Source organism: Pumilibacter intestinalis (assembly GCF_943193005.1).
GTDB classification, from domain to species: Bacteria; Bacillota; Clostridia; order Christensenellales; family Pumilibacteraceae; genus Pumilibacter; species Pumilibacter intestinalis.
The window spans coordinates 123,127-136,173 of sequence record NZ_CALPCH010000004.1 but is presented as its reverse complement, the minus strand read 5'-3'; the positions used below and the strand labels follow the sequence as shown (position 1 = coordinate 136,173).

Below are 13,047 nucleotides of genomic sequence, written 5' to 3'. Positions count from 1 at the left end.
TTGTATTATTTAATGCCTCCGTATTACAAAATTCTGCCTTTGAGTTTGCGTATTGCCGAAGGCACGGTTTCGGGGTCGGGGCGCACCGCGCTGCCCGCGTTTCGGTAGTCGAACATTTGGGCGAAGCGGTCGAGGTCGTTGCAAACTCTGTCGAGCGAGCGGTTTTGCACGTATACGAGTTCGGTAACGTATGCCGCCGTTTTGCCGCCCGCTTTGTTGCTCTCGCGCAGTAAGAGGGTGTAGTGCGGCATGCAAAAGCCGTTGCACTTTTGGAACGCGTGCTTGAAATCTTCTTCGAGCGCGTACATTTGCGCTACGGTGTAGGCGTAGCGTTTCATCATTTCGTCCACGCTTCGGCATATAACGCAACTGTCGAGCGTTTCGGCCAGCTCGACGGCTTGTTTCAACGCCTGTTTGTAATTCGAGCAGGGCTTGATTTGCGAGCGCACTTGCAAAGTGCGGGTGTGCAACTGCAAAGCGAGTCCGAGCTTGTTTTTGCCCGCGAAGAGTTTGCGCAGATGTTCTTTGCAAAATCCGTATTTGTTCACCTCCACGCGGTAGTCGGGTTCCATTACGGCTTCGTTGAGATACTGTTCCACGAGTCTGGTTTCGCTCTTTTCGTAAATGCGGCACATGGGGCAGTCGCAATCGCTTTGGAATGCCTCCCAAATCGGCTCGGTTTGTATGTGATATTGCATATCGAAGCTCCTCTCGGCATATCGGTATTAGTGTGGATATTATACCATAAAGGAAACCGATATGCAAGAAGAGCCGTATATAATCGAGAAAAAAAGAAAAAGCCCCAAATATAAAACGGTGCGCAGAATTTACGCGGGCAGACTTATAGCCGCGATTGTGATAATTTGTTTGCTCGTAATCGGCGGCGTGCTGTGGTTTTCGTATTCGGACGGAAAACTTTTTGTTGCGGCTCGCGAGTACCGCTATGTTTCCATGGGAAAATACGGCGATATCTCCGCCGCGTCGAAGCGTGCCGACGACGTGATAAAATCGGGCGGCGCGGGTTATCTGTACGGCAAGAGCGAATACAAGGTTATGGCGGCTTGCTACGCCGACAAGTCGGACGCCGACGAGGTGTGCGCAAGGCTTGTAAGCGCGGGCGAAACCGCCGAGGTTTTTACTGCGTCGCGCCCCGCGATAAGCGCGGAAAAGCCCAAAAGCAAAGCGATAGCCGCCCTTCTCAAAGAAATGCTTCCCAAGCCCGACGAGCTGTTCGACGAGCTGTATGCGGTGTCGGTCAAAGCCGACACGAAAGAAATATCCGAAGCGGCTGCTTTGTATGCCGTGCTCAAAATGAGCGTTACGGCGGCGAGCTATGCCGAAAAATGTTCGGAGCATGAGGAGAGAGCCTGCATTTATTTGAGCAAACTTTTGGGCGAAATATCGGAGTCGCTCGACAAACTCGCGAGAACGGAAAAGAACGTGGCGCAGTCGGTAAAATATACTTTGTGCGAAATAGCGGATATAATCTGCGTAAGAAGCGAAGAGTTTGCGAATAAATCCAAAAACTTGTCGTAAATACTTGAAAAAAAACGATATTTGTGTTATGATTAAATAGACGAAGTACGGCATCCGAAAATGATGGGATAGGCGTGGCGCGTCGCGCCCTTTTTTATGCGAGAGGGCACAAATAAAATTCAGGAGAATACAGGGTAACATGAGTAACAATTTTGTGGGTACGCCCGAGCAAGACAAAGCGTTCGACGAAGTTTTGTGCGAGCTTGAAACCGTTCCCGGACCGCTTATGAAAGCGCTTCAAAAGGCGCAGGAAATATACGGTTATCTGCCCATAGAGGTGCAAACGCGCATTGCGGACAAGTTCGACGTTCCGCTCGAAGAGATATACGGAATAGCCACGTTCTATTCGCAATTCAATCTCAATCCCAAGGGAAAATACACGATAGGCATATGTCTCGGCACCGCATGCTACGTAAAGGGCAGCGGCGACGTGCTCAATAAATTCAAAGAGAAACTCGGCATAGAGCCGGGCGAAACCACGCCCGACCGCAAGTTTACGCTCGACGCCACGCGTTGCATAGGTTGTTGCGGTCTTGCGCCCGTGCTTACCGTAAACGAAGAGGTGTACGGCAAAGTTACGGTTGACGACGTTGACAAGATACTTGCAAAATACAACGACTGAGCGGGCATAGACGGAGGAGAAATTTCATAATGAAAACATTGGAACAGTTACAGCAAATACGCGACCGTATGAAAGTTTGTCTTTGCAACAGAGCAATGGCGGGCGAATACGATATGGGCGCGGACCCCGAAATAAAAAAGCACATACTCGTTTGCGGAGGTACGGGTTGCACTTCGGGCAACAGCGTGAAGATTGCTGAGGAGATTAAAGCCGCGCTCGGCGAGCACGGACTCGAAAAAGAGGTAAAGCTCATCATGACGGGCTGTTTCGGTCTTTGCGCCAAAGGTCCTATCGTGGTTGTGTATCCCGACGGTTCGTTCTACACTCACGTTAAACCCGAGGACGCCCGCGAAATAGTGGAAAGCCACATAAAGGGCGGCGTGCCCGTCGAAAGGCTTTTGCACAGCGAGAAGGACGCGAGCGGCGTAGCCAAAGCCATAAACGAAACGTCGTTTTATAAGAGCCAAAAGAGAGTGGTGCTCCGCAACTGCGGACTCATAGACCCCGAAAACATAGACGAATACCTTGCTCGCGACGGCTATCTCGCATACGAGAAAGTTCTCAAAGAGATGTCGCCCGAAGAGGTTATAGAGGTTATCAAAAAGAGCGGATTGCGCGGGCGCGGCGGCGGCGGTTTCCCCACGGGCACAAAGTGGGAGTTTGCGCACAACTCGGTATCCAAGGTTAAATACGTTGTTTGCAACGCCGACGAGGGCGACCCCGGCGCGTTCATGGACAGGTCGGTGCTCGAGGGCGACCCGCACACGGTTATAGAAGCCATGATGATAGCGGGCTACGCCATAGGCGCGGAGCAGGGCTACATATACGTGCGCGCAGAATATCCCATAGCGGTGCATAGACTGGAAGTTGCGATAGGTCAGGCTCGCGAATACGGCATACTCGGCAAGAACGCCATGGGACTGGGTCACAATTTCGATATAGAGCTTCGTTTGGGCGCGGGCGCGTTCGTTTGCGGCGAAGAAACCGCTCTTTTGCAGTCTACCGAAGGCAAGCGCGGCGAGCCTCGTCAGCGACCTCCGTTCCCCGCGGTTAAGGGATTGTTCGGTCAGCCCACGCTTATAAACAACGTGGAAACCTACGGCAACATTACGCAGATAATACTCAAAGGCGCGGAATGGTTCGCCTCTATGGGCACGGAAAAGAGCAAGGGCACAAAGGTATTCGCGCTCGGCGGCAAGATTATAAACACCGGACTCGTGGAGATACCCATGGGCACGACTCTGCGCACCATAATAGAGGAGATAGGCGGAGGCGTACCCGGCGGCAAAAAGTTCAAGGCGGCTCAAACGGGCGGACCGAGCGGCGGCTGTATTCCCGCGTCGCTCATAGACACAAAGATAGATTACGACAATCTCATAGCCATAGGCTCTATGATGGGCAGCGGCGGACTCATAGTAATGGACGAAGACAACTGCATGGTTGACATCGCCAAATTCTTCCTCGAGTTCACCGTAGACGAGTCTTGCGGAAAGTGCACGCCTTGCCGCATAGGCAACAAACGCCTTTACGAAATGCTCGATAAGGTTACCAAAGGCACCGCCGAAATGGAAGACCTCGAAAAAATGGAGCAGCTTTGCTACTACATAAAAGAGAACTCTTTGTGCGGACTCGGTCAAACCGCGCCCAATCCCGTTTTGAGCACTCTCAGATATTTCCGCGACGAATACGTGGCGCACGTGCGCGATAAAAAATGCCCCGCGGGAGTATGCAAAGCGCTCGTTTCGTACAAAATCAATCCGGATAAGTGCATAGGTTGCACGCTCTGCAAACGCAATTGTCCCGTAAACGCCATTTCGGGCGAGCTTAAACAAACGCACTCTATAGACCCTGCCAAGTGCATTAAGTGCGGCGCATGTATCGCACGTTGCCCCAAAGGCGCGATAGAGAAGTAGGGAGGAACTCATGAAAAAGCAAGTTACACTTAAAATAAACAACGTAACCGTTACGGTAGACGAGGGCACAAAGGTGCTCGACGCGGCTCGCGCCGCGGGCTTCGATATACCCACGCTGTGTTATCTCAAAGACGTGTGCAACGACGGAAGCTGCCGCGTTTGCGTGGTGGAAATAAAAGGCATGCGCAATCTCGCCGCGTCGTGTTCCACCGTGGTTCGCGACGGCATGGAGGTGTTTACCAACACCCCCAAGGTGAGAAACTCGAGAAAAACCACGATAGAGCTAATCCTTTCCAACCACGAGAAAAAGTGCCTTTCGTGCGTGCGCAACGGCAACTGCGAACTGAGCAAACTCAGTCAGGAATACAACTGCGACCCCGTGGCTTACGAGGGCGTAACCAACAAGTACGAGCTTGACGACAACAATCCGTATTTGGTGCGCGACAACAACAAGTGCATACTGTGCCGCAGATGCGTAGCCGTGTGCAACAAGATACAGGGCGTGGGCGTTATAGGACCTAACGGGCGCGGCTTTAATACCCATATAGGCAGTGCGTTCGAGCGTTCTTTGGATAAAGTTCCTTGCGTTGCCTGCGGTCAGTGTATAAACGTGTGCCCCGTGGGCGCGCTTACCGAGCGCGACAACACGCACGAGGTGCTCGACGCCATAGCCAATCCCGACAAATACGTAATAATCGGCACTGCTCCGTCGGTGCGCGTGGCGGTGGGCGAAGAATTCGGTTATCCCATAGGCACGGACGTCGAGGGCAAAATGGTGTCGGCTATAAAGGCTCTCGGTGCGGACAAAGTGTTTGACGTAGACATGGCGGCGGATATGACCATAATGGAAGAGGGATACGAACTGCTCTCGAGGCTCAAAAATCCCAACGCCAAACTGCCCATGATTACGAGTTGCAGTCCGGGTTGGATACGCTATATAGAATACTACTATCCCGAACTCATAGACCACCTTTCCACCTGCAAATCGCCCCAACAAATGTTCGGCGCGATAATGAAAACGTACTACGCCGAGAAATTCGACATAGACCCCGCAAAGATGGTTGTGGTTGCTGTTATGCCTTGCACGGCGAAGAAATTCGAACGCACGCGCGACAGTCAGTCGGCAAGCGGCTATCCCGATATAGATATAGTGCTCACCACGCGCGAGCTTGCCAAGCTCCTCAAAGCTCAGGGCATAAACCTTGCGGCAATGCCTGAGAGCGAGTTCGATAACCCCATAGGCGAGGGCAGCAGCGCAGGGCTTTTGTTCGGCGCAACCGGCGGCGTTATGGAAGCCGCGCTTCGTACCGTTTACGAGGTTGTAACGGGAAAAGAACCCGAAAAGCTCGAGTTTAAGGCTGTGCGCGGCACAAAGGGCATTAAAACGGCTGTTATAGATATGAACGGCACCAAAGTGAAAGTTGCGGTTGCGCACACTCTGCAGAACGCCAAAGTTATAATGGAGCAGATAAAGGCGGGCACGGCGGATTATCAGTTTGTTGAAATAATGACTTGTCCCGGCGGTTGCGTAAACGGCGGCGGTCAGCCCATACATTCGGCTAAAACGCTTAACACGACCGATATTAAAACGCTTAGAGCCAAAGCCATTTACAAGTCGGATAAAAAAGCCGCGTTGCGCAAATGCCACGAAAACCCGATAGTAAAGACTTTGTATAAAGAATATTTCGGCGAACCCAACAGCCATAAGGCGCACGAGGTTTTGCACACGAAATACACGAAGCGCACCAAATTCGAATAATAAACAAGTTTGTAAAAAAATAGGAACGGAAGCCGTAAAATAGCGGCTTCCGTTTTTTCTCGGTTTAGTTTTCCTTGACAAAACCGCGCCGAAGTGGTACTATATTTTGTACAGTAAGTTCAGTACAAGGAAGTGAGCCGAAGCAATGAAATGTCCCAAATGCGGACACGATATGGGAAAGAGCGCGAAATGTTTGCGTTGCGGCTATACGGTAAAAGCCGTAATTCCCGTAGAGCCCGATAAAATCGAACACGAGCAGTCCGCAGAGGAACGCCGCGAAATAGACCCCAAAAACGTCCGTATGTCGCGTTCGGGCGGCGGTATTTTCGAAGATATCTTCGGCGGCAGTATTTTCGGCAATCTCGGCAATATATTCGGAGGATTGTTCGGCGGTTTCGGACTTTTCGACGACGAGCCCGACGGATACGAATACGACCCCAAATATTACGACGATTTCGGCAACGAGATTTATATTCCCGACGAGTTCGAGAGGGAGTCGGTGGAAATAGCCGACGTGGAAATTTTGGAAGAACAGCCGCACCGTAGCGAAGATAAAGCAGAAGAATACGGCACCAACAAATCCCGCAAGCATAAGCACAAGCCGCACAAAGACCGCTCTTGAAATTTTTTATGCTTTTTTCTCAAAATCGCTTAATATCGTTTGACAATTTTACGTATATTTGATATTATATTTAAGCTGTCGTTTGCGGCAAACGTGGGGGTATAGCTCAGCTGGTAGAGCACCTGCCCTGCAAGCAGGGGGTCAGCGGTTCGAATCCGCTTACCTCCACCACGAACTCATCGCCGCAAACGAAAGCATTTATTTTTAATAAAACATTATAGGAATGTAGCTCAGCAGGTTAGAGCACCACCGACTGCTACGTAGCACGAGCGAAGCGAGTATAAGGTGGGGCGATAGGAAACAATACAAACACATAAAGGAATGTAGCTCAGCAGGTTAGAGCACCACCCTGATAAGGTGGGGGTCGGTGGTTCGAGTCCACTCATTCCTACCAAAACGGCATAAAAGCCGTTTTTTTTGTTTGTAATAAAAAGTATGGGCAGGTTAGAGCGTAGCCTGCCTTTTTATTGCGTTTGAGCATATAAAAAAAGTACGCCTATTTGCTTAATAGATGTACTCTTACTGTGTTGATTATAGCATTAAAGTTGCATAAAGTCAAGAGGGTTTTTGAAAATTTCACAAAAAAATTTGCAAATTCCACTCAAAACCGCATAAAACCGCATTAAAACCACATTGTCGCATTCGATTAAATCGAGCGCGGCAATTTTCTTATTTTGAATTTATACATCTATTAAGCAAATAGATGTATAAATTCGTTTTCGGTACTCGTGTACTTTGGGTAATCGTTACACGTGTACCGCAACGGCGTTTCAATAATTCCGCATGGAAAAGGAGAGAGGTAAATGAAGAAGATAGCAAGTGCGATAATAACGGTGCTGATGGTTATTACGGCGGCGTTTTCGTTTGCGGGTTGCAAGGTGAGCAATACGCAAAAGCCCGACGGCGACGTAAAACCCGACGACAACAAAGAGGCGAGCGTATTTCTCAACGTGGGCGTATTGCAACGGGCAAGCGAAAAAAACCTTATGCAAACGTGGATAAACGCGTTTCAAAAGTTGCACCCCGAGGTTAGCATAACCATAAGCAAGCAATACAGCTCGATGGACGCACTCATTGGGTACAAAACTGCTAACGCTTTGCCCGATATCTGCTGGACTGCGGGCGACCAGCACGCAGAATATTCCGACCCCAAAAACATGGGATATTTCAGAGACCTCTCCGACGAAACCGTGTTTGAGGGAAGCGCGAAATTCTTCTCGGGATTTTACGACGAACTCATAGACACAACGCACATAAACAGCGAAGATAACGGCATTTGGTTTGTTCCGCGCGACTATAACAAGCTCGTGATTTATTATAACAAAACCGTTTTCAAGCAAATGGGTATAGATATGCCTACCGACGATTGGACGTGGGAAAAATTCACCGATACTTGCGACAAGCTCGTTGCGGGTGCAAACGGAGTTAAGTGCAAAAAAGCTATAGAGTGGCGAAATTGGGCGCCCGTGCACTACACCATGGTTAAAAATTTCGGCGCGGATTACATAAACGACAGCGGACGCTTCATATTTGACAGCGCGGAAGGCAAAGCCTGCTATGAGTGGTACCAAAATTGGGTGAATGGCGTTGCGCTTACCGGTCAGGGCGGTACGTTCGGTTCGTACAGCAATAAAAGCGCGGCAACTCCCGCCGCGGCAATGATGATAGACACTTACGCAAACTTGAGCGACTACGCGACGCGTGCGGAAATGAACAATTGGGAACTTGACGTAGCGGCGTTCCCCAACTTTGTGCAAGAAGGCGGAAGCGAGGGATTTGCCGGAGTAGGTTGTAGCGGTTACGCCATAACCACTACTTGCACCGATGAAACCAAACTCAAATGGGCATGGGAGTTTTTGAAATATTGCATGTCGCTTAAAGGTTACAACGAGGTTGCGGAACTCGGCGTGCTGTGTCCCGCTCTCAAAAGCATGCGCACAATGGGCGAGTGGCTCAATTACGACGTGGGCGGCACGGTTATAAACTACAACGCCTATGTTTCCGAGAGCACGCAAGGGCTTGACGTAAACTTTCAGGGCAGACTAAAGTCTACAACAAATCAAGGACATCTCGTAACGGGTGCGCTCGGTTTTTGGAACAACGCAAACTCTGCGAGTTGGAATTCGGCGATAGCGGATTTCAAAGAATACTACGAAAGCTCTACGGGAATAAGATAGGTTGCAAAAAACAGTAAATGGTTAAAGCCGTAAAGAAAATCAAATGGAAAGACGAGGTTGTGGGGTGGTTGTTCATTCTGCCCGTAGTGTTGGGCGTGCTGATATTCACCGCCACGCCCCTCGTTTACGCCTTTATAGAGAGCTTTTTCGAAACGCCGCTCCGCGAGTTTTCTTTTACCGAGTGGGGCACGTTCGTAGGACTCAAAAACTATTACCGTAACTTTACCACGTACGCGTATTCGTCGCGCTTTTGGCAGTCGCTTAAAGTAACTGCGGTGTACGCCGTAATCAACGTGCCTTTGCAACTCGCGCTGTCGTTCTTGCTCGCGTTGCTCCTAAACCGCGAAATGCGGGGAATGAAATTCATTCGCGCTTTGTTTTATTTGCCCGTGCTAATTCCGCCCGTGTGCAGCGGCATACTGTGGAACCAACTTACCGACGTTAACTACGGCGTAATGAACAGCATACTCACGGCGATAGGAATAGAGGGCTGGGGCTGGTTCAACGAAGCCTCGTCGAGTATGCCGTCGCTCATATTTATAGGACTGTTCAACCTCGGCGGCAGTATGATACTTTGGCTCGCGCAGCTCAAAAACATACCCAAATCGCTGTATGAAAGCGCGCGTATAGACGGCGCGAACAAGTTCGTTCAGGTTGTGAAAATAACAGTGCCTATGTGCGCCCCCATGATAATCTACAACCTTGTAATGAGCATAATAGCCACTCTGCAAACTTACGACTTGGTGGCAACGCTCGTGAACATGGGCGGCGTGCAAAACTCGATGCTGTTTTACGTGGTTAATATTTATCAGTACCGCGTGGGGCAGTTCGGATACAGTTGCGCGTTGAGTTTCATTTTGTTCTTCATAACCGCCGCGCTCAGTTTGGTTGTTATGCGCTTTTCGAAGAACGCCTACTACGGAGAGGAGGGCTGAGGCATGCAGGCACAGATTACTATGCCGAGTCGCGGGCAAAAGAAGCGGCAACCCAAAGAAATCGCGGCGCGAGCCGCCAAGAAAACGGGCGTATACGTTGTGCTTCTCGCGCTTGCTTGCTTCTTCCTGTTTCCGTTTTTCATCATGGTGTGCTTAAGTCTGCTTACCGACGCCGACGTGTTCCAGCAAGTCGTGTTTTCGCCGAGCGGCACTATAGAAATAGGCAATTACCTGTCTATATTCACAAGCGGGTCTAAATATCTCGGATACTTGGGCAACACGCTTATAGTCGCCGTAATTCTCGCCGTGGGCGTGCCGTTCGTTTCGTCGCTCTGCGCGTTCGGGTTTGCAAAACTCAAATTTCACGGCAGAGACGCGGTGTACGCCATAGTGCTTGCAACGCTCATGATACCCGGCGTTATCACGCTTATACCGCTTTATGCGATATACGCCAAATTCGGTTGGCTCAACACGCTCACTCCGCTGTGGCTTCCGAGCCTGTTCGGCGGCGGCGCAACCAACATATTTTTGATGCGGCAGTTCATGCGCGGCATACCCAACGACCTGCTCGACGCGGCAAAGATAGACGGAGCTCACATATTCAGAGTGTATTTCACTATCGCACTGCCGCTGTGCGTTCCCATTATGCTCTACGTGGGGTATATGTCGTTCGTGGGCGCGTGGAACAACTTTATAGGACCTATGACCTACATAGACGCGGGTTCGAAATTTTCCACGCTCGCGCTCGGCATGTATAACGACTACGGACCGGTGAACGACACGTCGTACGCAAATTCCGCAATGGCGGCGGGCGTGGTAATGACTATACCTTGCGTGGCGTTGTTCGTGTTTTTCCAAAAGTATCTCATAGAGGGCGTTGCCGTAACCGGTCTTAAAGGCTGAAACAAGCGTATCGGAGGATAAGAGATGAAAAAGAGAAAATTTATTTGCATTGCGCTCAGTGCGTTTATGGCTTGCGCCGCGCTTATAGGGTGCGATTTCAAAAAGGGCGATAACGATAACAACGGCGGCACAATAAACCCGCCGCCCGCGCCTGCGGAAGAATACAAGTACGTGGACTACACGCCAGAGCACAGCTCGAAAACTCGCTTTGTGAACTTTGCGAGTCCGTCTTCGGGACTCGATTCCTTTTTGAACGAGTACGCCGAGCGGCACATGCGCGACAATCCCGACACCCGCGTGGGTACGGCGTCGGTGGGTAATTCCACGCGAGCCGCTTGGCGCGAGTGGGACAGCATGATAGGCGGCTGGTGGGACGCGTCCTCGCAAAACGGAACTATGACCGAGAATTTCGCAACCAACGACGCCGTGAACAAGTGGTTGGAGCTTGACGACTCCGTGGGCGTTAATTTCCCCGCGGCGCGTTCGATTGCAGACAATCAAGGATATATTTGGGGCGAGGCGTCCACAAACTTTGCCAACAGCTGGGGCATGGGTTGGGCGTTCCCCGACCACAAAGACGGCGGCAAGGCGTGGGATTTTACCGGTTCGAAGGAGCTTGCGGACTGGACGGTTGCGGGCGGCAACGACGTTGAAGCGAAAATTGCGGCGAGCAAATTGCAGATAACAACGGTAAACGCCGTAAATCAAATCAGTTTGGAAACCGATAAGTTCAACGTAACTCCCGCATACGCGCCATTTCTCAGAATAGGATTTTCCTTTTCGAGCACCGTTGCGGGAGTGGAACTCGACGATTTGTATGTGGAGTGGACCACCTCCGATTCGCCGCAGTACAGCGCGGACAAATGCGTGAAATTCTCCGACTTTTGCGTGCGCGGATTTAAGCCGAGCGCAAGCGTGGAACTTAAAGATTACGCGTTTCCCATGTATTTGTGCGATAAGTGGGGCGCGGAATTCGGCTCGTCGCGCAAGATAACGGGTTTGCGCATCACGCTCAAGGGTAAAAAGGCGTTTCGCGGCACTTTGAGCTTGGACTTTGTTGCTTCCGATTTCGACGACCGACAGCCGCTCAACAATTGCAATTACATACTTGCGGCAAAAAACAATCTCGAGTTTTCGCGTAACGAAGAACTGCTTAAAACGGTGCTCCCCAACGCACGCAAGGCAATGAACTTTTTACTCTATACTTTGGGCGGAAAAGACGGACTTATAAGCACCGAGTATCTCGTGGGGCATTTCAACGAGGGCTTGCACGAGTTCGGCACGGGCATAGGCAACGGATATTGGGACGTTGACGCCTTTCCCACGCTTAACCTTTATTGCAACATATCGTTTTACAACGCGCTCGTAGCCATGAAATATCTCGAAGATATGGCGGACTGTTACGGCATAGCCTTTGAAGAGGTTCGAACCGCGAACGCGCAAATGAACGGTTTCGATACTTACGGCACTGCGATTAAAGACAACCTCGGCTATTATATACAAGAATGTAAACGCCGCATGCAAACCGAGTTTTGGAACGAAGAAACGGGGCGTTTCCACGTTGGCAAATACGACGGGAGCGACGAGGTGCAAGACCACGGCTACGTTATGTTTAATCAGCAAATGATTACGAGCGGTATAGCCACGAAAGAGCAGAGCGAGTCCATACTCAAGTGGATTAACGGCGAGCGCACGGTAAGCGGCGACGACAGCACGGGCGAAGATATATACTACTACGAACTTGCGCCGCGTTTCAACACTCAAAACATAGACCCCGACTTTGTGTGGAAATACAGTTGCGGTTGGGACGGCAACGTACAAAACGGCGGCACTGCGCTCCACCTTGCGTATTACGACGTGCTTTCGCAAAGTATCGGAAACGTGCAAAAAGGATACGAACGTATTACGGCGTTGCAGGCTTGGTTTGAAAAGATAAAGGCGGCGGGCGGAAAGGGCAAAGAGTTTTACCGCGCGTATTACAACAACACCGATATACCGCTTCAGGGCAACTACAACGGCAAAGATATAAACGGACTTGTGGGCGTTGACTGCGAGTTTTTGGAAGCGGCTCTTTTGTTCAGAGGCGTGCCCGACGCGTTTTTCGGAATGAGCACCGAGGCGAACGGCACTCTTTGCTTTAAGCCCGATATGCCTTCCGCGCTCGATTGGTGGCGGCTCGAAAATCTCGTGTATTCGGGTTGTTATTACGACGTGACGGCAAGCAAGTATTTCGTGCAAATTTCGGGAATAGCTCAATACGGTGCTAACTCAGCCGAGGAAGCGCAACTCAGCGTTTCGTTCCGCGTGCCCGAATTCAAGTACGGCGTGTACGTAAACGGAGTGAAAACGTCGGCATACTCGCGCAAAGACGGAATTTTGAAAGTGATAGTTCCGTTCGAAAACGTAAAAGTGGAAATACGCGAAGAACTCTGACGGGTACGCAACATTGTAATTACATGAGGAAAGTACATTTCCACTGTCATTGCGAGGAGGAAAGTACATTTCCACTGTCATTGCGAGGAGGGCAAAGCCCGACGAAGCAATCCCAAACATGAGGAAAGTACAGCAACTGTACGTGCT

The 13,047-nt window shown here is 50.5% G+C and carries 10 protein-coding genes and 2 tRNA genes; 11 read left to right on the top strand and 1 reads right to left on the bottom strand.

The features are described from left to right. Positions 1–23 precede the first annotated feature (23 nt). Entirely contained in the window at positions 24–698 is a 675-nt protein-coding gene (locus NFR55_RS03290) for a DUF6062 family protein (protein WP_251546191.1), read from the bottom strand. 61 nt (positions 699–759) lie between these two features. On the opposite strand from NFR55_RS03290, the gene NFR55_RS03285 reads away from it, so the two are divergent. From NFR55_RS03285 to NFR55_RS03235, 11 genes are all read left to right on the top strand, one after another. After that, complete coding sequence (locus NFR55_RS03285) at positions 760–1,536, top strand: SPOR domain-containing protein (RefSeq protein ID WP_251546189.1); 777 nt, start codon at positions 760–762, stop codon at positions 1,534–1,536. A gap of 139 nt (positions 1,537–1,675) precedes the next feature. Continuing rightward, entirely contained in the window at positions 1,676–2,158 is a 483-nt protein-coding gene (locus NFR55_RS03280) for an NADH-quinone oxidoreductase subunit NuoE family protein (protein ID WP_251546187.1), read from the top strand. Between the two features lie 29 nt (positions 2,159–2,187). Then, positions 2,188–4,071, top strand: coding sequence for an NADH-quinone oxidoreductase subunit NuoF (gene nuoF, locus NFR55_RS03275; protein WP_251546185.1), 1,884 nt, complete (start codon positions 2,188–2,190; stop codon positions 4,069–4,071). A gap of 10 nt (positions 4,072–4,081) precedes the next feature. Then, positions 4,082–5,830, top strand: coding sequence for an NADH-dependent [FeFe] hydrogenase, group A6 (locus NFR55_RS03270; RefSeq protein WP_251546183.1), 1,749 nt, complete (start codon positions 4,082–4,084; stop codon positions 5,828–5,830). Positions 5,831–5,975: 145 nt separating this feature from the next. Next, positions 5,976–6,452 carry a hypothetical protein gene (locus NFR55_RS03265; protein WP_251546181.1) on the top strand — a complete coding sequence of 159 codons (477 nt, stop codon included), beginning with the start codon at positions 5,976–5,978 and terminating at the stop codon, positions 6,450–6,452. A gap of 95 nt (positions 6,453–6,547) precedes the next feature. Next, a tRNA-Ala gene (locus NFR55_RS03260) sits at positions 6,548–6,623 on the top strand. A 146-nt stretch (positions 6,624–6,769) separates the two neighbouring features. Further along, positions 6,770–6,846 (top strand) — tRNA-Ile (locus NFR55_RS03255). A gap of 409 nt (positions 6,847–7,255) precedes the next feature. Further along, positions 7,256–8,629 carry an ABC transporter substrate-binding protein gene (locus NFR55_RS03250; RefSeq protein ID WP_251546179.1) on the top strand — a complete coding sequence of 458 codons (1,374 nt, stop codon included), beginning with the start codon at positions 7,256–7,258 and terminating at the stop codon, positions 8,627–8,629. Positions 8,630–8,646: 17 nt separating this feature from the next. Then, positions 8,647–9,564, top strand: coding sequence for a carbohydrate ABC transporter permease (locus NFR55_RS03245; protein WP_251546178.1), 918 nt, complete (start codon positions 8,647–8,649; stop codon positions 9,562–9,564). A 3-nt stretch (positions 9,565–9,567) separates the two neighbouring features. Next, a complete protein-coding gene (locus NFR55_RS03240; RefSeq protein ID WP_251546177.1) occupies positions 9,568–10,467 on the top strand; it encodes a carbohydrate ABC transporter permease in 900 nt (299 codons plus the stop codon). A gap of 24 nt (positions 10,468–10,491) precedes the next feature. After that, positions 10,492–12,900 (top strand): glucosidase family protein, encoded by a 2,409-nt coding sequence (locus tag NFR55_RS03235; protein WP_251546176.1) that lies wholly within the window; start codon positions 10,492–10,494, stop codon positions 12,898–12,900. Positions 12,901–13,047 lie beyond the last annotated feature (147 nt).